This is a genomic window from Sphingomonas sp. Leaf62 (assembly GCF_001421915.1).
Lineage (GTDB): Bacteria > Pseudomonadota > Alphaproteobacteria > Sphingomonadales > Sphingomonadaceae > Sphingomonas.
In genome coordinates, this window is record NZ_LMLN01000002.1 from 229,449 (window position 1) to 252,363 (window position 22,915).

24 protein-coding genes are annotated in these 22,915 nt (G+C 67.0%); 11 read left to right on the forward strand and 13 right to left on the reverse strand.

Translation table 11 applies throughout. From position 1 onward, the window contains the following. Positions 1-47: 47 nt before the first annotated feature. Both ASE91_RS01825 and ASE91_RS01830 read right to left on the reverse strand, forming a co-directional pair. Positions 48-365 carry a hypothetical protein gene (locus ASE91_RS01825; protein ID WP_056622294.1) on the reverse strand — a complete coding sequence of 106 codons (318 nt, stop codon included), beginning with the start codon at positions 363-365 and terminating at the stop codon, positions 48-50. Positions 366-414: 49 nt separating this feature from the next. Then, the gene (locus ASE91_RS01830) at positions 415-1,308 is read right to left on the reverse strand and encodes a bestrophin family protein (protein WP_056622119.1); all 894 of its coding nucleotides are present in this window, start codon (positions 1,306-1,308) and stop codon (positions 415-417) included. 81 nt (positions 1,309-1,389) lie between these two features. Between ASE91_RS01830 and ASE91_RS01835 the strand changes: the two genes are divergently transcribed. After that, positions 1,390-2,958, forward strand: a complete 1,569-nt coding sequence (locus ASE91_RS01835) for a lysine--tRNA ligase (protein WP_056622121.1) — start codon at positions 1,390-1,392, stop codon at positions 2,956-2,958. Between the two features lie 163 nt (positions 2,959-3,121). On the opposite strand, the gene ASE91_RS01840 is transcribed toward ASE91_RS01835, so the two are convergent. Together ASE91_RS01840 and ASE91_RS01845 are read right to left on the reverse strand one after the other, a co-directional pair. After that, the gene (locus tag ASE91_RS01840; RefSeq protein ID WP_056622123.1) at positions 3,122-3,985 is read right to left on the reverse strand and encodes an LOG family protein; all 864 of its coding nucleotides are present in this window, start codon (positions 3,983-3,985) and stop codon (positions 3,122-3,124) included. 48 nt (positions 3,986-4,033) lie between these two features. Beyond that, on the reverse strand, positions 4,034-4,720 hold the full coding sequence (locus ASE91_RS01845; RefSeq protein WP_056622296.1) for an extensin family protein: 687 nt from the start codon (positions 4,718-4,720) through the stop codon (positions 4,034-4,036). A 208-nt stretch (positions 4,721-4,928) separates the two neighbouring features. Between ASE91_RS01845 and ASE91_RS01850 the strand changes: the two genes are divergently transcribed. From ASE91_RS01850 to ASE91_RS01860, 3 genes are read left to right on the forward strand one after another with little or no spacing between them, the layout of a single operon-like run. Next, complete coding sequence (locus ASE91_RS01850) at positions 4,929-5,588, forward strand: GntR family transcriptional regulator (RefSeq protein WP_056622127.1); 660 nt, start codon at positions 4,929-4,931, stop codon at positions 5,586-5,588. 41 nt (positions 5,589-5,629) lie between these two features. After that, positions 5,630-6,484, forward strand: coding sequence for a glycosyl transferase family 1 (locus ASE91_RS01855; RefSeq protein WP_056622128.1), 855 nt, complete (start codon positions 5,630-5,632; stop codon positions 6,482-6,484). Then, positions 6,484-6,909, forward strand: a complete 426-nt coding sequence (locus tag ASE91_RS01860) for a c-type cytochrome (protein ID WP_056622298.1) — start codon at positions 6,484-6,486, stop codon at positions 6,907-6,909. Before ASE91_RS01855 ends, ASE91_RS01860 begins: the two co-directional genes overlap by 1 nt. 132 nt (positions 6,910-7,041) lie before the next feature. On the opposite strand, the gene ribA is transcribed toward ASE91_RS01860, so the two are convergent. The 4 genes from ribA to glpX form a co-directional block, all read right to left on the reverse strand. Then, positions 7,042-8,103, reverse strand: coding sequence for a GTP cyclohydrolase II (ribA, locus tag ASE91_RS01865; protein ID WP_056622130.1), 1,062 nt, complete (start codon positions 8,101-8,103; stop codon positions 7,042-7,044). After that, on the reverse strand, positions 8,100-8,894 hold the full coding sequence (locus tag ASE91_RS01870) for an exodeoxyribonuclease III (RefSeq protein WP_056622131.1): 795 nt from the start codon (positions 8,892-8,894) through the stop codon (positions 8,100-8,102). Before ASE91_RS01870 ends, ribA begins: the two co-directional genes overlap by 4 nt. A 340-nt stretch (positions 8,895-9,234) precedes the next feature. After that, the gene (locus ASE91_RS01875; RefSeq protein WP_156357603.1) at positions 9,235-9,855 is read right to left on the reverse strand and encodes a LolA family protein; all 621 of its coding nucleotides are present in this window, start codon (positions 9,853-9,855) and stop codon (positions 9,235-9,237) included. Positions 9,856-10,047: 192 nt separating this feature from the next. Continuing rightward, a complete protein-coding gene (gene glpX / locus ASE91_RS01880; protein ID WP_056395276.1) occupies positions 10,048-11,007 on the reverse strand; it encodes a class II fructose-bisphosphatase in 960 nt (319 codons plus the stop codon). A gap of 112 nt (positions 11,008-11,119) precedes the next feature. Between glpX and ASE91_RS01885 the strand changes: the two genes are divergently transcribed. Together ASE91_RS01885 and ASE91_RS01890 are read left to right on the forward strand one after the other, a co-directional pair. Next, the gene (locus ASE91_RS01885) at positions 11,120-11,479 is read left to right on the forward strand and encodes a hypothetical protein (protein ID WP_156357604.1); all 360 of its coding nucleotides are present in this window, start codon (positions 11,120-11,122) and stop codon (positions 11,477-11,479) included. A 60-nt stretch (positions 11,480-11,539) separates the two neighbouring features. Beyond that, entirely contained in the window at positions 11,540-11,809 is a 270-nt protein-coding gene (locus ASE91_RS01890; protein WP_235530250.1) for a hypothetical protein, read from the forward strand. 82 nt (positions 11,810-11,891) lie between these two features. On the opposite strand, the gene ASE91_RS01895 is transcribed toward ASE91_RS01890, so the two are convergent. Both ASE91_RS01895 and hisN read right to left on the reverse strand, forming a co-directional pair. Then, positions 11,892-12,461, reverse strand: coding sequence for a YciE/YciF ferroxidase family protein (locus tag ASE91_RS01895; RefSeq protein ID WP_235530252.1), 570 nt, complete (start codon positions 12,459-12,461; stop codon positions 11,892-11,894). 19 nt (positions 12,462-12,480) lie between these two features. After that, entirely contained in the window at positions 12,481-13,263 is a 783-nt protein-coding gene (gene hisN / locus ASE91_RS01900; RefSeq protein WP_056622136.1) for a histidinol-phosphatase, read from the reverse strand. 97 nt (positions 13,264-13,360) lie between these two features. Between hisN and ASE91_RS01905 the strand changes: the two genes are divergently transcribed. The 3 genes from ASE91_RS01905 (at position 13,361) to ASE91_RS01915 (ending at position 16,147) form a co-directional block, all read left to right on the forward strand. Beyond that, on the forward strand, positions 13,361-14,371 hold the full coding sequence (locus ASE91_RS01905; protein WP_082453760.1) for a phospholipase A: 1,011 nt from the start codon (positions 13,361-13,363) through the stop codon (positions 14,369-14,371). Positions 14,372-14,415: 44 nt separating this feature from the next. Then, positions 14,416-14,967, forward strand: a complete 552-nt coding sequence (locus tag ASE91_RS01910) for a peroxiredoxin (protein ID WP_055998657.1) — start codon at positions 14,416-14,418, stop codon at positions 14,965-14,967. A gap of 142 nt (positions 14,968-15,109) precedes the next feature. Continuing rightward, positions 15,110-16,147, forward strand: coding sequence for a GGDEF domain-containing protein (locus ASE91_RS01915; RefSeq protein WP_162233606.1), 1,038 nt, complete (start codon positions 15,110-15,112; stop codon positions 16,145-16,147). Positions 16,148-16,407: 260 nt separating this feature from the next. Here ASE91_RS01915 and ASE91_RS01920 read toward each other — a convergent pair whose 3' ends face one another. After that, positions 16,408-18,033, reverse strand: a complete 1,626-nt coding sequence (locus ASE91_RS01920; protein WP_056622139.1) for an NAD(P)/FAD-dependent oxidoreductase — start codon at positions 18,031-18,033, stop codon at positions 16,408-16,410. An 81-nt stretch (positions 18,034-18,114) separates the two neighbouring features. Here ASE91_RS01920 and ASE91_RS01925 point away from each other — a divergent pair, with 81 nt between their 5' ends. Both ASE91_RS01925 and ASE91_RS01930 read left to right on the forward strand, forming a co-directional pair. Beyond that, positions 18,115-20,502, forward strand: a complete 2,388-nt coding sequence (locus ASE91_RS01925) for a DUF3772 domain-containing protein (RefSeq protein ID WP_327196750.1) — start codon at positions 18,115-18,117, stop codon at positions 20,500-20,502. Continuing rightward, positions 20,499-21,251, forward strand: a complete 753-nt coding sequence (locus ASE91_RS01930) for a dienelactone hydrolase family protein (RefSeq protein WP_056622143.1) — start codon at positions 20,499-20,501, stop codon at positions 21,249-21,251. The genes ASE91_RS01925 and ASE91_RS01930 overlap by 4 nt, the downstream gene beginning before the upstream one ends. Positions 21,252-21,485: 234 nt before the next feature. Here the strand turns inward: ASE91_RS01930 and ASE91_RS01935 are convergent, their stop codons facing one another. Both ASE91_RS01935 and ASE91_RS01940 read right to left on the reverse strand, forming a co-directional pair. Next, a complete protein-coding gene (locus ASE91_RS01935) occupies positions 21,486-21,908 on the reverse strand; it encodes a CoA-binding protein (RefSeq protein ID WP_055998646.1) in 423 nt (140 codons plus the stop codon). 1 nt (position 21,909) lies between these two features. After that, positions 21,910-22,881 carry an Mrp/NBP35 family ATP-binding protein gene (locus ASE91_RS01940; RefSeq protein WP_056622145.1) on the reverse strand — a complete coding sequence of 324 codons (972 nt, stop codon included), beginning with the start codon at positions 22,879-22,881 and terminating at the stop codon, positions 21,910-21,912. Between the last annotated feature and the right edge of the window lie 34 nt (positions 22,882-22,915).

Sequence of the window (22,915 nt, forward strand, 5' to 3'; positions counted from 1 at the left end):
GAGAACGGAAGTCGAACGCGTAAATCCTCCCCCGTGCCGGGGAGGATTTAGCCGATCTTCTCGCGCTGGCGATCCGCCCATCCCCCGCCTTCGTCACCGCCCCATAGCAGCCAAGAGATATAGCCCGCCGACGGGTCGTCATCGTCGCCCCAGCGATGCGCCTTGGTATCCTTGTCGACGCTGTGCCGCGCGAAATAGCTGTGCATCGATTTGACGTCCGCATCGGACATCGGACCGCCGTCGACGATCTGCTTCGCGCGCTTCACCCCGACCTCGGTCCCGCCGCGATCGAAGGTCTCGTGCAGTTTCAGACCCTTTTCGGCGTTCGCCGCCATCTTCTTCGTCGGTTTGTGCTCGTCGGCCATCGTCATCCTCCGTCGATGGCCCAACCCGTTCAGCCGGCAGGCCGTTCCGTTACCACAACACGCCCTTGTCCGGGGTCAGCGGTTGCGGTGCCGGATCGCCGATCGCCTGCAACAGATCGATCTCGATCGTCCGGCACATCGCGGTCAGCGGCAGGTCGTGCACGATGTTGGCGAACGGATCGGCCAGATCCTCGCCGATCTGCAGCACGGCAAGGAACATCAACCCCGCCAGCCCCGACCCGAGCGGCGTGGCGATGCCGAGCGTTTCGACCAGCCCGATCGGCAGCACGATGCAGAACAGCCGCGTGAACAGCGACGGCAGGAACCGATACTGCACCGGCAGCGGCGTGTTCTTGATCCGCTCCATGCCGCCCTGCGCGTTGGCGATGTCGATCAGCACGCTTTCTAGTCCGGTCTGCTGGATGCTGTCGATCCATCCGCGGCGCTGCGCCTCGGCAATGCGCGAACCGGTACCGTCGAGCAGCCCGTTGGCGACGTTGGTGCGCCCCAGCGGCTCGCCCGCCTCGTCACGCGACAGGAATCGATGCACCTCGTCCTTCGAATCCAGCTTGCGCAGCTGGCAGCGCAGCGCGTGGACATAGGCGATATGCCGCAGCACGATCGACCGCTTGAGATCGCGCTTCTGCCCTTCGTTTTCCGGCCCGATGTACGAGATCGCGCCGCGCGCGAGGTTGCGCGACGCGTTGATCATCAATCCCCAGAGCGAACGCGCCTCCCACCACCGGGCATAGGCCGAGTTCACCCGGAAGCCGAGAAACAACGCCAGCGCCGAACCGAAGATCGTCAGCGGCAGCGACGGCGCCTTGAACGGCAGGACGAAGTACACGACGGTGACGATCACGTCCCAGACGAACAGGGCAAGCGCCGGCTTCCATACTTCGGCGACGATACGGGGCAGGCGGGGTGCATCGGAGACGATCATTGCTCCACGCTACGCCCAACCGACGGCATGGTTGCATCGCAACAGGTGGAAATATTGCGGCCAACCGCGTATCGGGATCGGATGACCAACCCAGACATCCGCAATGCAGCATTGGTTTCAAAAGCTTGGCCGTATGAAGAGGCGCGCAAGCTGCTGAAGCGCTATCCGGACAGAAAGCCGGGCGGCGAGCCGGTCCTGTTCGAAACCGGCTATGGTCCGTCGGGGTTGCCGCATATCGGTACCTTCAACGAAGTGCTGCGCACGACGATGGTCCGCAAGGCGTTCATGGAATTGTCGGATCAGCCGACCCGCCTGATCGCGTTTTCGGACGACATGGACGGCCTGCGCAAGGTGCCGGACAATGTGCCCAACGGCGATCTGTTGCGTGAACATCTGGGCAAGCCGCTGAGCGAAATTCCCGATCCGTTCGGGACGCACGCCAGCTTCGCCGCGCACAACAATGCGCGGCTGCGCAGCTTTCTCGACCAATATGGTTTCGATTATGAGTTCGCGTCGTCGACTGATTATTATCGCGGCGGCCGGTTCGATTCGGCGCTGAAGGCGATCCTGCGCAACTATCAGGCGATCCTCGACATCATGCTGCCGACGCTGGGGGCCGAACGTCGTGCGACCTATTCGCCGGTGCTGCCGATCTCGCCGACCAGCGGTATCGTGTTGCAGGTCCCGGTCAAGGTGCTCGACGCGGAAACCGGCATGGTTGCGTTCATGGACGGCGACACCCGCGTCGAACAATCGATCCTGTCGGGTGGCGCGAAGCTGCAATGGAAGGTCGACTGGGCAATGCGCTGGGTCGCACTGGGCGTCGATTACGAAATGGCGGGCAAGGACCTGATCGATTCGGTGACCCAGTCGTCGAAGATCGCCCGCGTGCTCGGCGCGCGTCCGCCCGAGGGCTTCAATTACGAGATGTTCCTCGACGAACATGGCCAGAAGATTTCGAAGTCGAAGGGCAACGGCCTCAGCCTCGAACAATGGCTGACCTATGGTCCGCCCGAAAGCGTCGCCTTCTATGCGTATCGCGAGCCGAAAAAGGCCAAGCAGCTGCATCTGGGCGTGATCCCGCGCGCGATCGACGAATATTGGCAGTTTCGCGCCAACTACGCCGATCAGCCGGTCGAGCAACGGCTGGGCAATCCGGTCCACCACATCCATGGCGGTCCGCCGCCCGCCGAGACGCTGCCGGTGACCTTCGGGTTGCTGCTCAATCTGGTCGGCGTGATGGGTGACGCGACCAAGCCGCAGGTTTGGGGCTATCTGGCGAACTATGTCGAGGATGCGTCGGCGGAACGGTACCCGGCGCTCGACGCGCTGATCGACCATGCGCTGGCGTTCACCCGCGACGTGGCGGAAAAGCCCGAACGCCGCGCCCCGACCGACATCGAACGCGCCGCGCTCGAACGGCTCGATGCCGATCTGGCGGCGATGCCCGCCGATGCCGGTGCGGAGCAGATCCAGAACGCGGTGTACGAAATCGGCAAGACCGCCGGGTTCGAATCGCTGCGCGACTGGTTCAAGGCCTGTTACGAAACGCTGCTCGGCACGGCGCAGGGACCGCGTATGGGCAGCTTCATCGCGCTGTACGGCATCGACAATACGCGCAAGTTGATCGGCGAGGCGCTGGCGCGGTAGTCGTCATTTTCAAAAAGGGCTTGGTCACAAGCCCTTTCGTCATCCCGGCGCAGGCCGGGATCCACGGTGCCGCTGGATCCGAACCCTTCAGCGCTTGCGGAACCTTGGATCCCGGCCTGCGCCGGGATGACGAACGTAGGAAACGGTTATCCGGAACCGCGGACTATTTCCGGTCCTCGTAGAACTTCCTGACCACGTTCCACCCTTCCTCCGCCGTTTCGACGAAGGTGATGAGGTCGAGATCGCGTTCCGAGATCACGCCTTCCTCGACCAACGCGTCCCAGTTGACGACCCGGTTCCAGAATTCGCGGCCATAAAACAGTACGGGGATCGGCTCGATCTTGCCGGTCTGGATCAGCGTCAGCAACTCGAAGCTTTCATCGAACGTGCCGAAGCCGCCGGGGAACACCGCGACCGCGCGGGCGCGCAGCAGGAAGTGCATCTTGCGCAGCGCGAAATAGTGGAACTGCATCGACAGCGCCGGGGTGACATAGGGGTTGGGAGCCTGTTCGTGGGGGAGGACGATGTTCAACCCGATCGATTCAGCACCGGCTTCGTTCGCGCCGCGATTGGCCGCTTCCATGATCGACGGGCCGCCGCCCGAACAGACGACGAAGTGCCGCTTGCCGTTGACATCGTTGGGAAACTGGCCGGCGTGGAAGGCCAGTTCGCGCGCCACGTCGTAATAATGCGCCTTGGCGACGATCCGCTCGGCGATCGCGCGCGCCTTGTCGTCCTGTGCGAGGTCGAGCAGCATGTCGGCCTTGTCCGGTTCGGGAATCCGCGCCGAGCCGTAGATGACGAAGGTCGAGGCGATGTTCGCTTCGTCCAGCAGCAACGAGGGTTTCAGCAGTTCCAGCTGGAATCGCACCGGCCGCAGATCGTCGCGCAACAGGAACTCCATGTCCTGAAACGCCAGTCGATAGGCGGGATGCTCGGTCTGCGGGGTGGAAAGCTGGGCGCGGGCCGCCTCGGCCTCCTGCTTGGCCCCGCGGAACACGCGGGACGGTACTTTGGTATCAGTCATAGGGGGATGAATTTAGGCACGTCCGCAAACAGCGGCAAGCGGGTTGCGTCACCGGCACAGCGGTCGCCCGCCCATGTCGAAATGAAAATGGTTGGCATGCGCCGCGTTATACTGGGGGCCGAGCGTGGTGACGAAGCGCTTGCAGGCCGATCGGTGGACGATGCGCAGGAATTCGCGGACCTGCGGGTCGGGGCTGTTCCAGTCGCGCTCGATCGAGATGCGGCGGCCGTCCGCCAGCACGAAACTGCCGATGTCGATCGCATTGGCGAAACCATGTTCGGACACGCGCCCCGCCGCGCGACTGCCGCCACCGACGATGCCCCGGCAGACATAGGTGCCATAGCTGTCGATTCGCGTCACCTCGCTGCCCAGCAGTTGCCGGGCGGCCGGGCGGACGCCGTGGCGGACCCAGCCGGTCAGCGCCCGCGCCGCCGGACAGCGTATCGCCTTCAGCCCGTTGATCGGGGTACCGATGTCGAGCAACTGCACCGCGCCCAGCACGATGCAGCCCGATCCGTAGTCGCGATCGGGCAGGGGGCTGAACCGGACCTCGGCACGCGACAGGTCGGCGAAACATTGCTGCGTGTCGCGCGGCGTCTGCCCCGACAACGTGATCGGCCCCGCCGGGCGCGGCGCGATCGGTCGTGGCGGCGGCTTGGGGTCGGGACGGTCGCCACCGATACACGCCGACAGGAACAGGATCGCAAGCAACAGGGTGAAACGCGGAGTGGCCATCGCCATCGTGGTTCCACGTCACCGTCGGCACCACAAGCGGCGATGCGACCGACCGTGCCACGCGTTCGTGATGCGGATTGACGGTAACCGTTGTCACGAAAAGATTGATTGCCGGGCACATTTTTGAATATGTACGGCTTTTGGATGCCCGGATGACGGGGATTCTCCCCGCCATCCGGCAACGGACCGCATTGCAAAGGAATGCAGCGTGACTATCGTCGTCCGAACCCTGTCCGATCGCGTGTTTGAAATCGTGCGCGAACGAATCGTCAGCGGTGCGCTGCCCGAAACCTTTGCGATTCGTCAGGATGCGCTGGCCAGCGAACTGGGCGTCAGCAAGATCCCGCTGCGTGAGGCGCTGGCCCGGCTGGAACAGGAAGGACTGGTCGCCGGACAGGCCAATCGCGGCTATACCGTGCGGCCGATGTCGGCGTTGCAGGCCGAGGAAATCTACGAACTGCGTCTGGCGGTGGAGCCGGGTGCTGCCGCCTATGCTGCGATCCACGCCGACGAACTGCGGCGCGCGGCGGTGATCGACGCGTTCGAGCGGCTGGACGGCGCGCCGGCCCGCGACCTGCTGGAGGCGGCGGCGCGCAACCGGGCGTTTCACGCCGCCCTGGTGGCGGCGAACGGGCGCGATCTGACGATCGATCTGGTGCAGCGTTTGTCGGTGTTGGCCGAACGCTATGTCGTCGCCCATCTGCGTCCCGCCGGACGTGGCGACCGCGCCTATGTCGAGCATCGCGCGCTGGTCGACGCGTGGCTGGCGCGGGACGGGGTGGCGGTGCGCACCGTGCTTACCCGCCATCTCGAAGCGACGATCGAGGATCTGCGGACGGAATTTGCCGCAGCGGTAACCCTCGCCTGACGCGGGGTGGGCCGGGGCCGGCGGCTGGGGTAAGAAGCGGCATGATCCGTCTGCTCCTGACCCTGGCCGCCGTGTCGCTGGCGACTGCCCCGGCAATTGCCCGCGACATCCTGTTCATCGGCAACAGCTTCACCTTCGGTGCCGGATCGCCAGTCGAACGCTATCGCCCCGACAGCGTCACCGACCTGAACGACGACAGGATCGGCGGGGTGCCCGCGCTGTTCCGTGCCTTTGCCGAACAGGCCGGGCTGGACTGGACCGTCGCGCTCGAAACCTCGCCGGGCAAGGATCTGGCCTATCACTATGCCAACCGGCGCGGTGCGATCGACCGGCGCTGGGACGTGGTGATCCTGCAAGGCTATTCGACGCTCGACGCCCGGCGTCCGGGTGACGCCACCCGCCACGGCGAAGCGGCGGGCAGGCTGGCGGCGCTGATCCACGCCCGCAACCCCCAGGCACAGGTAAAGCTGGTCGAAACCTGGTCGCGCGCCGATCTGACCTATCGGCCCGGCAGCCGCTGGTCGGGCAAGCCGATCGCGGCGATGGCGAACGATCTGGCGGCGGCGAACCGGCAGGTGGCAAGGACGGTGCCGGGCATCGCCGGCACGATCCCGGTCGGCAGCGCGTGGAACGACGCGATCGCCAGCGGGCTGGCCGACGCCAACCCGTATGACGGGATCGATCCGGGCAAGATCGGGCTATGGGCCGACGATCACTATCATGGCAGCACCGCCGGCTATTATCTGGAGGCGCTGACCATCTTCGGCCGGGTCACCGGCTTTGACGTGCGCCGGCTGGGGCCCAACGAGCGCGCCGCCCGCGATCTCGGCCTGACGCCCGCCATTGCCAAGGCGTTGCAGCGGGTCGCGTGGCGGACCTTGCGTCGGAATCGTTGATGCGCTGGCTGGTCCTCACCCTGTTCCTGACGGCGTGCGGTGGTGGCGATGGCGATCGCGCCTGGCGGCTGCGCGCGGCAGGACCGAACGCCGATCTGGCGACCCTGCTCGTCCATGCCGATGTCGATGCGGGCAAGCGCGCCTTTGGCCAATGCGCCGCGTGTCATACGATCGGTGCGGGTGGGCAGGCACTGGCCGGACCCAATCTGCATGGCGTCATCGGCCGCACGGTCGCGAGTGACACGCGCTTCGGTTATACCCAGGCACTGATCGAGCATGGCGGCCGCTGGAACGCGGCGCGCATGGACGCGTGGCTTGCCGCGCCGTCGCGGGTGGTGCCGGGAACGCGCATGGCCTTTGCCGGCGTCCGCGATCCGATGGAGCGCGCCGACCTGATCGCGTATCTGACCGAGGAAAGCCGGTGATTCTCCCCTCCCTGGCAAGGGAGGGGCGGGGGTGGGTTGGCCTGCGAGGGACGGTGACCGTGCGACAACCGGCCAACCCACCCCCNAACCCACCCCCAACCCCTCCCTTCCAGGGAGGGGAGCTGTCGCGGCCTATAGCTGATGCCCGGTACGATCGCGCTTCGTCGCCAGATAGCGTTCGTTGTGCGGGTTCGCCGGTAAATAATGCGCGACCCGTTCGATGACAGTAATCCCCGTCGCCTCCAGCCCCGCGACCTTGGCCGGGTTGTTGGTCAGCAACCGGATCTGCCGCTGGCCGAGCAGCGCCAGCATCCGCCCCGCGACGCCGAAATCGCGCGCATCGATGGCGAAGCCCAGCCGGGTATTGGCGTCGACCGTGTCGAACCCCTGATCCTGCAGCGCATAGGCCCGCAGCTTGTTGACCAGTCCGATCCCGCGTCCTTCCTGCCGGAGATACAGCAGGATGCCCCAGTTCGCATCGGCGATGGCGTGGATCGCGGCATGGAGCTGCGGGCCGCAATCGCATTTCAGGCTGCCGAGCACATCCCCGGTCAGGCATTCGCTGTGCAGCCGGACCAGCGGCGGGTGCCCGTCGGGCTGACCGATGACCAGTGCGACATGCTCGCCCGCGGCATCGGGCGTGCGGAACGCGACGATCTCGCTGTCCTCGGCCCCCGCCACCGGCAGTCGCGCGCGGGTGACGATCGCCAGCCGATTGGCATCCTCATGCGCATTGATCGCTTGCGGGGTGATCGTCACCTCCGCACCGGTGCCGTCCGCGACGAAGGCGGGCAGCAGGCCGGCCACCCGGGCGAGGCGCAGCGCGGCGGTCGCGGCGACCGGCGCTGCCACGTCGATGCTGCGAAACGGCCCCTTCATCGGCGTGGCGAGGTCGAGTTGCGGGTCGGCCAGCGCCGTCGCGGCGGCGAAGTCGGTCCATGCCTCGCGCCGGATCGCCACCGGATGATCGGGTTGGGCGGCGGCGCGCTGGTTGACGATCCGCAGCGTTTCGGCCCGGCCGAACGACAACAGGATATGGCCGGTACCATCGGGATCGAACCGCGCCAGCCGTTCGGGATCGGCGGTCTCGATCGGCAGCAGCGTCAGCACCGGCTCGCCCGGCGCGGCGATGGCGATCGGCCAGCCGCGGCGCAGCGCATCGATCGCGCGGGCGACGTCGCGGGTCTCGCTCAAAACGCGAACTCGGTGACGATCGGGATATGGTCGCTCGGCTTCAGCCAGCTGCGGCACGGTTCATGGACGCGGTGCGCGACCGCCTTTGCCGCGACGTCGCGGCTGGCCCACATATGGTCGAGCCGCCGTCCGCGATCCGACGCCGCCCAATCCTTCGCGCGGTAGCTCCACCACGTATAGAGCCGCTGCGGTGCCGGTACGAACTGGCGGCCCAGATCCACCCAGTCGTTCGCCGCCTGCAACCGCACCAGCGTCGCGACCTCGATCGGCGTATGGCTGACCACGTCGAGCAATTGCTTGTGGCTCCACACATCGCTTTCGAGCGGGGCGACATTGAAATCGCCGACCAGCAACGTCGGGATGCCCGACAGGCCGTGCGACCATTCGATCATGCGTTCGAGGAAATCGAGCTTCTGGCCGAACTTCGGGTTCAGCTCGCGGTCGGGCACGTCGCCGCCGGCGGGGATATAGACGTTCTCGATCCTGAGCCCGTTGGCCAGCCGCACGCCCAGATGCCGCGCCTCGCCATTGGCCTGCCAGTCGAGCCGGTCATCCTCGGCCAGCGGCACTTTCGAGATCACGGCGACGCCGTGGTGCATCCGCTGCCCGTTGATCGCGATATGGGTATAGCCCAGCCGCCGCAGCGGTTCGTACGGGAAATCGCGATTCTCGACCTTCGTTTCCTGAAGGCACAGCACATCGGGCTGCGCTTCACGCAGGAACTGCTCGACGATGTCCATGCGGAACCGGACCGAGTTGATGTTCCACGAAGCGACCGAAAGCATGTCCATGCAGCGCCTGTACCGTCGGAGAAGCGCCTGCGCCAGACATGGAAAGGCCCCCGCTCCGGGGGCATGGAGCGAGGGCCGACCTGGCGTTCGTTACGCAGGCGGGCGTTGAAGACCCGGGCAACAGGGGGGAAAATCCCGGACGCGCTCCAACACCGCGAGATCAGCCTTAGGGCTGCGAACCTGTCGCCAACATGAACGCTTTCTGTAATTTTCTAAAAATACCGGACATATGCGTTGAACCGCGACAAATGCAGCGGGCCGCGCGCCATTCGCCGGTATCGGCATCGCCGGCCGCTCGCGAATCGGTTTGCGCTGGAACAGGTGGGCCGCGACGGTGCGCCTATCGCCGCGGACGGCTGGGTTCGTTGAACCGGAACGCATTGTCGGCGACCGGGACATTGAACTTCTGGTTGGTCAGGCGGACCGTGGTCCGGTTCGCCTGCGCATCGAGCGCGACCCAGCCCTGCAGCATCAGCCCGGCGGGGGCGGCGGGCTGGCGCGCGAACACCATCGTGATCCGGCCATATTCGGGGCGTTTCGGGTCATAGGCCTCGACGCTGACGATGCGCGGATCGTTCGACGGCACGACCCGCGCGAATTTGGATGCGTCGCGTTCGGGGTTCAGCAGGATGCCGAGCGGCGAGTTACCGATCGGCCAGCGCTGCTTCTGCCCGACCTGATAGTCGAGGAAGTAGAGCGATTTGCCATCCGACACGAGCAGGATCGGCACGCCCTTTTGATACTGGAAGCGGATCTTGCCCGGCTTCTTGAGCGTCAGCTGCCCGGTCAGCACGCGACCGTTGCGATCGGTCTGGCTGAAATCGGCGGTCATCGTCTGCGTCGCCGACAGATGCCGCTGAACCGAGGCGAGATCGTTCCGCGGTGCCTGCGCAGATAGCGCGACCGGGGCGGCAAGGGCGACGGCGAAAGCGAGCGGGCGGATGGGGAATCTCCGTATCATGGTGCCGGGGTAGGATCGGCGCATTGAACGCGGCGTGAACCCATGGGTTGCGAGATAACTCCCCTCCCTGACAAGGGAGGGGGCGGGGGTGGGTCGGCCAGCGAGGAACGGTCAGCGCGCCGCAACGAACCGNCCACCCCCAGCCCCTCCCTTGTCAGGGAGGGGAGTAGAAAGCGGGTGCCGCCCGCCCGCTTACAGCCGGTGTTCGCCCTTCACCCAGCGGACCGTGCCCGAACTGGCGCGCATCACGACGCTTTCGGTGGTCATCTTGCCCTTCAGCCGCTTCACCCCGGCGAGCAGCGAACCGTCGGTCACGCCGGTCGCCGCGAAGATGCAGTCGCCGCGCGCCAGTTCGGTCAGGTCGTACTGCTTGTCGAGGTCGGTGACGCCCCATTTGGCGGCACGCGCGCGTTCGTCGTCGTTGCGGAACAGCAGCCGGCCCTTGAACTGCCCGCCGACGCAGCGCAGCGCCGCTGCCGCCAGCACGCCCTCCGGTGCGCCGCCCGACCCCATATACAGGTCGATGGTGGTGTCGGGATCGCTGGTCGCGATCACGCCCGCCACGTCGCCATCGCCGATCAGCATCACGCCGCAGCCGACCGACCGCAATTCGGCGATCAGCGCGCCATGACGCGGGCGGTCGAGGACGCAGACGATGATGTCGCGCGGATCGACGCCCTTGGCCGTGGCCACCGCCGTCACATTCTCGGTCGGCGACCGGTCGAGGTCGATGACGCCGTCGGGATAGCCCGGACCGCACGCGATCTTGTCCATATAGACGTCGGGCGCGTTCAGCAGCCCACCCTTTTCCGCGATCGCCAGCACGGCCAGGCTGTTCGGACCGGCGGTGGCGCAGATCGTGGTCCCTTCCAGCGGGTCGAGCGCGATGTCGATTTCGGGGCCGTTGCCGGTGCCGACCTTCTCGCCGATGAACAGCATCGGCGCTTCGTCGCGCTCGCCCTCGCCGATCACGACGGTGCCGTCCATGTCGAGTTCGTTCAGCGCGGCGCGCATCGCTTCGACGGCGGCGGCGTCGGCAGCCTTTTCATCGCCCCGCCCGACCAGCGTCGACGCGGCGATCGCCGCCGCTTCGGTGACGCGCACCATTTCGAGAACGAGGACGCGGTCGAGCGTGTTGCTGACAGGCTGCATATGGTGAGGCTCCGGGCTGTTAAACATATTAAACAAGCGATAGGCGACCGACCCTTGCCCGGCAAGCCGCATCGTTCGATACCTGTGCCGGTCGCTTCGGGGAGGCATGGGCATGACGGCATGGGTGGCGTTGCTGGCGATGGTGCAGGACGAAGGCCGGGCGGCGGCGATGATCGCGCGGGCGCGCAGCCTGACGCAGGTCGCGCAGGCGTGCCACGCCGATGCCGATGCCGACGAAATCGTGGTGTGTGCGCGGCGCAACGCCGACCGGTTCCGCGTACCGCTGTCGACGCCGCCGGCCGACGGCGACCCGCGGGCGGTCGACGCGCTGGGCGAGCGCGAACGGTTGCTGGCGGTACCGCAACCGTCCTGCGGGACGGCGGCGTTCCTGCAAGGCTGCGGGTTCGTCGGCGCGACCGCGTCGACCCGGCGCGGCGGCAGTATCGCCGCGCCCCGGCCGCTGGCGAAATAGGCAACCAAAGCGCCGATAACGGGTTCGGAAATGCAGGTTTATGGGGAGGGTGCCATGTCGATGACGCTGTTGTTCGCGCTGGTCCTGCAATCGGCACCGGTGGTGACGAAACTGAACGTCGCCGAACCGGTCGATTGCGCCGTCACCCCGCGCGCGCTGGGCTGTCCGGAACGGCGCAACGAGCGTTTCCGGCTGGGCGACAGCGACGAACCGGCGTTCGACCGCAAGGCGGATGGATTGAAGCAGGACGGGCGGCAGTGCGGGCTGCTGGGATCGCAGCAATATTGCACCCGCAAGCCGCGCACGATCCTGTCGGCACCGACCAACTGACACTGCGCTTCGCACCGGGCGCGTCCGCGCGTTTCACACGGGTTTCGAACGAACGGGGCGGCACGATGCCGCCCCGCACGCCTCATGCTTCGGCGAGTTCGGCCTGTGCGTTGACCTTGTGTTCGGCCATCGACGTCAGCTTCTCGTCGGTGGCGCGTTCTTCCGCCAGCGTTTCGCCTAGCAGCGCGGCGATATCCTCCCGGCCGAGTTGCCGCGCCCATGCGATCAGCGTGCCGTAGCGAGTGATCTCGTAATGCTCGACCGCCTGCGCCGACGCGATGAGCGCGGCGTCGAGCACTTTCTTGTCGGCGATCTCACCGGCGACCTCGTTCGCTTCCTTGATGATGCCGTCGATCGCCGGACAGGTCACGGCCTTCTTCGTCGCGCCGTGCAGGTCGAACACCTGTTCCAGCCGGCGGATCTGCCCTTCGGTTTCGGCCAGATGGCGTTCGAACCCGGCCTTCAGTTCGGGATCGGTCGCCTTGGCGATCATCTTCGGCAACGCCTTGGTGATCTGGTTCTCGGCGTAGAAGATGTCCTGAAGCTGATGGACGAACAGGTCGTCGAGCGTCGCGATATCCTTCGAAAACAGGCCCATGACGGTTTCCTTCGCTGGCGGGGTGATGCCACCCTCAACGATGCGGTCCGCCACGGGTTGCGTGGAAAGCGCGTTACCTGCCGCGACAGGCGAGCAGTTCGACGACATCCTCCAGCCGCGCGGCATCGCCCAGCGCGATCACCTCGCCGATGCTGCCGGCATGGAGCGGATCGCCCGACCAGTCGCTCATCGTGCCGCCCGCGCCCTCGACCACCGGTACCAGCGCGGCGAAATCGTGCAGCTTCAGCCCCGCTTCGACCACCACGTCGATATGCCCCGACGCCAGCGTGCCATAGGAATAGCAATCGCCGCCCAGCACGGTCGAGCGCACCTTCGCCTCGACATGTTCGAAGCCGTGCAACTGCCCGTCGTCGAACAGGGCCGGGCTGGTCGTCGCCAGCAATGCGTCGGCCAGATCGCGGCAGCGACGGGTCCGGGCCGGTTGCCCGTTGAAGGTCGTGCCACGCCCGATCGCCCCGACCCAGCGTTCGCCGATGATCGGCTGGTCGATGACCCCCAGCACCGGCCAGCCATCCTCGACCAGCGCGATCAGCGTGCCGAAGATCGGCCGTCCGGCGATGAACGACCGGGTGCCGTCGATCGGGTCGAGCACCCATACCCGCCCGCTGGTCCCGTCGCGGACGCCATATTCCTCGCCCTGAATACCGTCCGAGGGCCGTTCGCGCTCGATCAGAATGCGCATCGCCGCCTCCGCCTCGCGATCGGCGAGCGTCACCGGCGAGGCGTCCTCCTTGATTTCGAGGCCATAGTCGCTGCGGAAGCGCGGGCGGATCGCGGCACCGGCGGCATCGGCCAGGTGCGCGGCAAGGGTCAGGTCGGTGGCGGTGACGGGCATGATGGGCCTTTGCATTGCGAACCGTCAGATAGGCGGTGGAGCGGGCAAAGCGCAAACGATGCTCGCGGTTGTCGCAAATGGCTGGCACAGATGGCCGATGATCGCGCTCGCCCTGCTGCTCGCCGCCCCGCCGCAAATTCGCATCGTTGCCGAACCGCCGGAATCGGTTGCGGCTGCCGGGCAAGGGGTGACGGTGTTCCTGTTGAACGAAGGATCGACGGTGGCCGAAGCCGAACCGCACATCCTCGATGTCATTACGGCGGATGGTGCGGCGATCGAGATCGCGCCGCTGGATGCGACGCCGGTATCGGTCCCGCCGGGCGGCTTCCGCAAGCTGCGCTACCTGATCGCTTCCTCGCCGATTCCGGTTCCGCCATCGCCGTCGCCGTCTGCGGTTCCGTCGGGTGAAACGACCGTCGCCACCGCAACGGGGCGGGCATCGGGGTTTCTCGACCGGTTCGAACCGCATGCGCCGATCTATGGCGCGTTCGGGCTGGGATCGGACGGGGCGAAGCTGCAATTCAGCCTAGCCGTCCGTCCGTTCGATGGCGCGGGCGCGCTCGACGGGGTGCGCCTCGCATGGACGCAGACGATGTTCTGGGCGATTGATCAGCCATCCGGCCCGTTCCGGTCCACCACCTACAGCCCCGAAGTCTATTATCAGCGCGCGCTGCGCGACGATATCGTCGGTGCGGTCGGCTATGCCCATGATTCGAACGGGCGCGATGCCGGATCGATCGACGTGAACCGCCTGTTCGCCTCGGCCAGCTATGCGGTGCCGATCGGCGGCGACTGGCGCGTCGAGGTGACGCCGAAGCTGTGGACCTATGTCGGTACCGGCTATCGCGATCTCGACCGCTATTGGGGCAATTGGTCGCTGGGGGCCGCGATCGGGCAGACCGATGGCCTGCGCATCGCCGCCTCGCTGCGCAATCCGGCGGGCAGCCGGCGGGCGGGCGAGGTGTTCGCCTCCTATCCGCTCACCCGGATCGGTGGCGGCACCGGACTGTACGTTTTCGGGCAGGCGTTCAGCGGTTACGGCGAGGCGATCGACGATTATCGTCGGCGCAGCTCGAGCGCGCGTCTAGGCATCGCTTTCACGCGTTAGCATACCCCGTTCTCCCGACGACCTTTCGACCAAGGAACCGCCCGATGCGTATCGCCCTGCTTGCCGCTGCCCTGACCCTGCCCTTTGCTGCGCCGCTGTCGGCCGCGCTCGCGCCCGGTGCGAAGGCACCCGATTTCACCACCCGGGCGGCGATCGCCGGCAAAGCGTTCACGCTCAATCTGCGGTCGCAGCTGCGCAAGGGACCGGTGGTTCTGTACTTCTTCCCCGCGGCGTTCACCGGCGGTTGCAATGCCGAGGCGAAGGCGTTTGCCGATTCGGTCGATCAGTTCAAGGCGGCGGGCGCGACGGTGATCGGCATGTCGGCCGACCCGATCGATAAGTTGCAGGCGTTTTCGAACGAACATTGCGCGGGCCGTTTCGCCGTCGCCAGCGCCGGTCCGCGCGTGATCCAGGGCTTCGACGTCGCGCTCAACCGCCCCGCCGCCGCCGATGGCAAGGCGCGCACGATGACCACGCGCACCAGCTATGTCATTGGCCGCGATGGCCGGATCGCCTTCGTCCATTCGGACATGAACCCCGCCGACCATGTCCGCACCACGCTGGCGGCGGTCCGCGGGCTCGCCGCGCCGCGCTGAGGCGAACCGCGTCCGGGACGTTAATCGTGCATCAATCGTGAATCGGCGGGCAACCCGATCTTAGCAAAGGCAGCATATTCCTTCTGTCCACGGTTTCGTGGGCGGAGGGAAATGCGCGGTGTATATGGAAAGAATCGGTAGCGTGACCCCGGCCGGCAACGGTCTGGTTCGTGCGATCCTCACTTTCCTCGAAGACCAGCGGCTCGAACCAACGCCCGTCAACTATACCTTTGCCTATCGGGTGATGAGCGACCCGGCGGGGGCCCTTGCCCGCGAGGTCGCACGGCGGACCGATGGCGGCTTTCGTCTGAGCAGCGGCGAGGTCGAGATGCTGGGCAACGCCATCGAGCCGGGTACGCGGTCTTTCAATCCCGCCGATCCGGCCCCCGCCCCGGTCGAACCGGCCCCTGCCGACAGCGCCGACGCCGAACGGGCCGCCGAAACCCAGCGGCAGGTCGCCGGATTCGAATCGATGGTGTCGGCAATCCACAACGAAACCCGCGATTTCGGTCGCGATCTGGCGGCCAGTGCCGACGCGCTGAGCGCCGTGCCGGGGACCGATGTCGTCTCGGCGATCGCCGAACTCGCGCGGATCACCGCGTCGATGCGGGCACGGGTCGATATCGCCGAAACGCGGCTGGCACAGGCGACGCGCGAGGCGAGCGCGTTGCGGCAGGAACTGGCCGTAGCGCATGAGGATGCCCGGCGCGATCCGCTGACCGAACTGCCCAATCGTCGCGCCTTCGAATCGGCGTCGACCGATCGCGACGACGGCCCGTTCCATGTCGCGCTGTGCGACGTCGATCACTTCAAGTCGGTCAACGATCAATACGGCCATCCGGTCGGCGACCGCGTGCTGAAGGCGATTGCGGCGACGCTGGACCGCGAATGCGCCGGCCATCTGGTCGCACGCTATGGCGGGGAGGAATTCGCGTTGCTGATCGGCGGCGTCGACCGGGCGACGGCCTTCGACATGCTCGAACGGGCGCGCCGTGCGGTCGGTGCGCGCCGCTACCGCCTGCGCGAGACCGATACGGTGATCGAGGGCGTCACGATGTCGGCCGGTCTGGTGACGTTGCGGCCCGGCGAGACGATCGTCGACGGCGTTGGCCGGGCGGACCAGCTGCTCTACGCGGCGAAGCGTGGCGGCCGGGACCAAATGGTTGGCGAAACCGGCTAACTGCTGGCGGAAATTACGCCAATGTAGCGGCGCGCTTCCAAAGCCCTCCAATAAAACCGATACAAATCAGTTATATAAAGAACTGGCATGACCCCTGCAATGCTGTTGGCATCGCCGGCGAGTTGGTTCGCACGGCAAGCAGGGAGTTACCACCATGATCCGCCTCGACCTTCGCCAGCAGTTCGCCGCCGCCTTCGCCGCGTTCTTCGTCTCCGCCCTGCTGCTGTCGGCCGCCGCGCCGGTCGTGCCGATCGCCTGACCTATTTGCCGGTCAGGGCGCGGCCGACCGCCTCCGCGACCTTGATGCCATCGACCGCCGCCGACAGGATGCCACCGGCATAGCCGGCCCCTTCGCCCGCCGGGAAGAGGTTGACGGTGTTGAGGCTTTGAAAGTCATCCCCCCGCACAATCCGCACCGGCGACGAGGTCCGGGTCTCCACCCCGGTCATCACCGCATCGGGATGGTCATATCCCGGAATCGTACGGCCGAACGCGACCAGCGCCTCGCGCATCGCCGCTACGACGAAATCGGGCAGGCATTCGGCCAGATCGGTCAGGTGCACGCCCGGACGATAGGACGGCACGACGCTGCGCAGCGCGGTCGACGGCCGGCCCGCGAGGAAGTCACCGATCAGCTGCGCCGGCGCGCGATAGTCGCCGCCGCCCGCCGCATAGGCGCGTTCCTCCCAATGACGCTGCAACGCGATGCCCGCCAGCGGATGCCCCGGATAGTCGCGCGCCGGATCGATGCCGACGACGATGCCCGAATTGGCGTTGCGTTCGTTGCGCGAATATTGACTCATCCCGTTGGTCGCCACCCGGCCGGGTTCGGAGGTCGCGGCGACGACGGTGCCGCCCGGACACATGCAGAAACTGTAGACGGTGCGCGCATTGGTGCAGTGATGCGACAGCGTATAGGCGGCGGCACCCAGATCGGGATGGCCGGCGCAGGCCCCGAAGCGCGCCTCATCGATCCAGCTTTGCGGATGTTCCACGCGCACGCCGATCGAAAACGGCTTGGGTTCGAGGAATACGCCGCGATCGTGGAGCATGTGAAAGGTATCGCGGGCGCTGTGGCCCAGTGCCAGCACGACCGGTCCGTCTGCCGCCAGCGTCTCGCCGGTCGACAGCATCAGGCCGGTCACCCGCCGGGTGCCGTCGGGCCGTTCCTCCAGTTCGATATCGTCGACGCGGTGCGAGAATCGATATTCCCCGCCAAGTTCCTCGACGGTCGCGCGCATCGATTCGACCATGGTGACGAGGCGGAAGGTGCCGATATGCGGATGCGCCTCGGTCAGGATTTCCTCGGGCGCGCCCGCCTTGACGAATTCGGTCAGCACCTTGCGACCCAGATGGCGCGGGTCCTTGATCTGGCTCCACAATTTGCCGTCGGAAAAGGTGCCGGCGCCCCCTTCGCCGAACTGCACGTTCGATTCGGGGTTCAGCTCGCTGCGCCGCCACAGGCCCCAGGTATCCTGTGTCCGCTGCCGCACGACCTTGCCGCGTTCGAGGATGATCGGACGGAACCCCATTTGCGCAAGGATCAGCCCGGCGAACAGCCCGCACGGCCCGGCGCCGACGACGATCGGGCGGGGTCCGGCATAATCGGCGGGTGCCCTCGTGACGAAGCGGTAGCCGGTATCAGGCGTAGGGCCGATGTTACGGTCGCGGCGAACGCGCGCCAGCACCGGTGCTTCGTTGCGGACCGTGACGTCGACCGAATAGACGAGCTGGATATCGTCCTTGTCGCGCGCATCATGCGCCTTGCGCGCGACGGTGTACCGGATCAGGTCGCGCGGGGTGATCCGCAACCGATCGCGGATCGCGGCCGTCAGCGCCTCTTCCGGGTGATTGAGGGGCAGTTTGAGTTCGGTGATGCGAAGCATCCGGCCATCTACAGCCTGTCCGCGAACGGGGGAAGCGTCGCGATTGTCCCGGCGGCGCGATGGCGATAGGCCGGGGGCATGATGGCAATGTTGCGAACCCTGCTGTCGTTGCTACTGATGGTGACGGCGATCCCGGCGCTGGCGCAGACGGCCGGCGATGTGACCACCCGGCTCGACGGTGCGGCTAGCGAATTGGGGCTGGTCGACGGGGCGCTCGACACGAAGCTGGAACAGGGCGACCGCACCGTGCTGCGGGCGCGGGCACAGGCGGTGCGGGCAACGACCCTCGACGCCGCGCAGCAGCTGACCGGCGATCTGGCGCGGATCGATGCGCGGCTGGCGCAGCTGGGGCCGGCGGCATCGGGCGAAGATCCCGCGATCCGCAGCGAGCGGACCGCGCTTGCGCGGCAGCGGACCACGATCGATTCGGCGACGAAGCGCGCCAAACTGTTGTCGGTCGAGGCACAGCAGTTGATCGACGAGATCCAGGAAGGACAGGCGGCGGAGATCAGCCAGAAATGGTTCGGTCACGGTGCTTCGCCGCTGACCCCGACCTTCTGGAGCGCGATATTCCGTGCGGTGCCGCGCGATGCGCATCGGATCGAACGGTTCGTCGCCGCCGAGGTAGACACCGTCGCCGCCGCCGCGCCGGGGCGGATGTGGCTGGCATTGCTGGGACTGGCCATCGCCATCCTGTTGCTGGGCCCGGCGCGGCTGGCGGCCGGACGGGTCGGCCAGCGGCTGTTGATCGAGGGTGCGCCGGGCCGGCGGGTGCGGCGATCGGCCAATGCGCTGGGCCGGGTCTTCGTCGGGACGCTCGCGCCGCTGCTCGCCGCTGTGGCGGTGCTGGCCGGGCTGCGCTGGGCCGGGCTGGTCGCGCCGAGCTGGAGCGCGATGCTCGATCAGTGGCTGGTGGCGATCGGTTTTACCGGCTTCACCAGTTCGGTGCTGGGCGCGGTGCTGATGCGGGGCAGCCCGAGCTGGCGGATCGCACCGATCGGCGATGCGGTCGCGGCGCGGCTGCGACCCTATTCGTTCCTGCTGGCGCTGCTCGCCGGCTTCGCGATCGCGATCGATGCCGGGCACAGCGCGATCGGGACCAGTGCCGCCGCGCGGACCACGACCGCCGCCGTGCTGGCGCTGGCGCATATCCTGTTGATCGCGGGCGCGCTGTTCGCGATCGGCCGGTTGCGGGCGGAGGCGAGCGCGGGCGAGGATGCGCCGGCGCGCACCGGGCTGGCTGCCGTCACGTTGTTCGCATGGTGCGTCGCGGGCGTCGCGCTGCTGGCATTGGCGGCGGGGTATATCGGGTTCGGCCTGTCAGTCGGACAGATGGCGGCGTGGACGCTGGTGCTGGGTGCCGCGGTCTATCTGGCGCTGGCCGCGATCGACGATGTCGCGACGACGGTGTTCGAACGATCGAGTCCGCTCGGCCTTGCGCTGACCCGCGGACTGGGGCTGCGCGGCGGCACGGTCGACCAGTTCGGGGTGTTGCTGTCCGGGGTGCTGCGGGTGCTGCTGGCGGTGCTGGCGCTGGCATTGTGGCTGTTGCCGTTCGGCGGCAGCGGGGTGACCGATATCCTGACGCGGCTGGGCGATCTGGCGCGCGGGGTGCAGGTCGGCGGGGTGACGATCTCCCCCGGCGCGATCCTGCGATCGGTGCTGGTGCTGGCGATCGGCCTGACGCTGGTGCGCGGTTTCATGCGCTGGCTGGAGGGGCGGTATCTTCCCGCCACCGAACTGGATGGCAGCGGACGCAATTCGGTCAGCCTCGTCGCGCGCTATGTCGGGATCGCGCTGGCGGTGATCTGGGCGTTGGCGTCGCTGGGCATCGGGGTCGAACGGATCGCGCTGCTGCTCTCGGCGCTGTCGGTCGGCATCGGTTTCGGTTTGCAGGCGATCACCCAGAATTTCGTGTCGGGCCTGATTCTGCTCGCCGAACGACCGATCAAGATCGGCGACCTGATCCGCGTCGGCACCGACGAAGGCGATGTGAAGCGGATCAGCGTGCGATCGACCGAGATCACGCTGGCCGATCATTCGACGCTGATCGTGCCCAATTCCGAACTCATCACCAAATCGGTGCTCAACAAGACGCTGGCCAGCCCGCTGGGGCGGATACAGGTGCAGTTTTCGGTCTCGATCAACGTCGATGCGGCGGCGGTCCAGCAACTGGTGATGGATGCGTTCGCGCGGGAAGCGGCGGTGCTGACCGATCCGGCCCCCGCCGCGTTCATCGATGCGATCGTCAATGACCGCATCGCGTTCAACTGTTTCGGGCATGTCGAATCGCCGCGCGCCGCGTATCGGGCGCGCAGCAACATCCTGCTCGACCTGCTCACACGGTTCCGGGCGGAAGGGATCGAGATGGGCACGGTGCCGCAGCGTCTGGAACTGGTGACGGCCTCGCCAAGCGATCCCGTTCCTCCCTTGCCAGCCGATCCCGCCGGGGGCACGGCGCGGTCATGATCCTACGCAGCGACGAATTTGCCGACCTTTCCACCGCCGATGGCGGGGTGATGCGGACCCATGTCTTTCGCCCGGTGGCGGAAGGACGGTTTCCGGGCGTCGTGCTTTATTCCGAAATCTATCAGGTGACCGCACCGATCCGGCGGCTGGCGGCGTTCATCGCCGGGCACGGCTATGTCGTCGCGGTGCCGGAGGTCTATCATGAATATGAGGCACCCGGCACGGTGCTGGCGTACGACAAGCCGGGCACCGATCGCGGCAACGACCTGAAGTTCGCCAAGCAGGTTAGCGGGTTCGATGCCGATGCGGCGCTGGTGCTCGATTATCTAAGCAGTCATCCGGCATGTTCGGGGCGGATCGGGGTGGCGGGCGTGTGCCTTGGCGGGCACCTCGCCTATCGCGCGGCGCTCTATCCCCGCGTGGCGGCGGCGGCGTGTTTCTATCCGACCGATATCCATTCCGCGACGCTGGGCGCAGGGCGCTGCGACGACAGTCTGGCGCGGATCGGCGAGATCGCGGGCGAGATGCTGTTCGTGTGGGGGCGGCAGGACCCGCATGTGCCCTATGCCGGGCGGCAGGCGATCCGCGAGGCGCTGGAAGCGGCAGCTACGGTCTATGAATGGCATGAGGTGAATGCGCAGCATGCGTTCCTGCGCGATGAGGGGCCGCGCTATGATCCGGCGTTGTTCGTGACGACGACGGGGTGGATGCTGGGGCTGTTCGCAAGGGTTATGGGCGGGCGGGTTTGAGCCTGCCCTGATCTCCTCCCGCACCCGTTTGCTTCTCGACAGGCTCGAAACTGCTCGAACCGAACGGTTCGGATTTGGTCCAGGAAAGAGGTTCCACCCCCGTTTGTCCTGAGTAGCCATTGAGCTTGTCGAAATGGCGTATCGAAGGACCATCGCAGGTACTTCGATACGAGTCTTCGACAGGCTCAGCCCCTACTCAGCACGAACGGAAGGGAATTGAGAGACGTACGGGTCTCACCCGACCGCCGCGACCCCCAGCCGCGGAATCTCGATCTTCGGACAGCGATCCATGACGACGTGCAAGCCTGCCGCCTCCGCACGTCCGGCGGCGGCTTCGTTGACGACGCCAAGCTGCATCCACACCGCCTTCGCGCCGGCCGCGATGGCGGCATCCACCGCCTCGCCGGCGGCGGCCGAGTTGCGGAAGATGTCGACGATATCGATCGGCTCCCCGATCTGGTCGAGGTCGCGGAACACGAATTCGCCGTGGAGATGCTCGCCGGTGATCTGCGGATTGACCGGGATCACGCGATATCCCTGCCGCTGGAGATACGCCATCACGCCGTAGGACGCCCGGTCGGGCCGATCGGACGCGCCGACCAGCGCGATGGTTCGTGCTTCGGTCAGCAGGGTGCGGATGCCGTCGTCGTCGAGCATGTCAGTTTCTCGCCAGCCAGTCGCCGACCCGTGCGGCGATCTCCTTGAACGGATCGGCTTCGGCACCGTTCCCGGCCGCAGGCGGTGTGCCGGCGTCGGAAGCGCTGCGAATCGCGAGCGTCAGCGGGATGCGGCCGAGGAACGGAATGCCGAGCGCCTTTGCCTGGGCCTCCGCGCCGCCGTTGCCGAACGGGTCCGATGTCTCGCCGCAATGCGGACAGACATAGCCGGCCATGTTTTCGACGAGGCCGATGATTGGGACGCCGGCTTTCACGAACAGGTCGATCGCGCGCGTGGCGTCGATCAGAGCGAGGTCCTGCGGCGTCGAGACGATGACCGCGCCCGCCGGCCGGTGCTTCTGGATCATGGTCAGCTGGACGTCGCCGGTACCCGGCGGCATGTCGACGACCAGCGTGTCGGCCATCTCCCAGTGCGCGTCGACCAGCTGCGTCAGCGCGCCGGCCGCCATCGGCCCGCGCCACGCGATCGCCTGTCCCGCCGGCACCAGCTGTCCCATCGACAGCAGCGGTACGCCGAGCTTCGTCGCGACCGGCACCAGCTTCTTGTCGTGCGCCTCGGCCTTGATCCCGTCGACGCCGAGCAGGCGCGGCTGCGATGGGCCATAGATGTCGGCGTCGACCATACCGACCTTCCGCCCCGACCGGGCGAGCGCGATGGCGAGATTGGCGGCGAGGGTCGATTTGCCGACCCCGCCCTTGCCGCTGGCCACGGCGATGATGCGCTGCGCCACCCGCTCGCTGGTCTGCGCCACGCGGACGCCGGCGATGCCTGGCGCGGTCAGTGCCGCCGCGCGGACATCGGCTTCCAGCGCGTCGCGCGCCGCCGGGGGCAGGCCGGTCACATCGAGGATGATGCTCGCCTGATCACCGGTCACCCGAACGGTCGCGCGCCCGGCGGCGACGGGGGCTAGCAACGCGTCGAGCGCGGCGGCGGGGGGCGAAGATGCAGTCATGGCCGCGATGTAGCGTCGCCCAAGCGCGTTACCA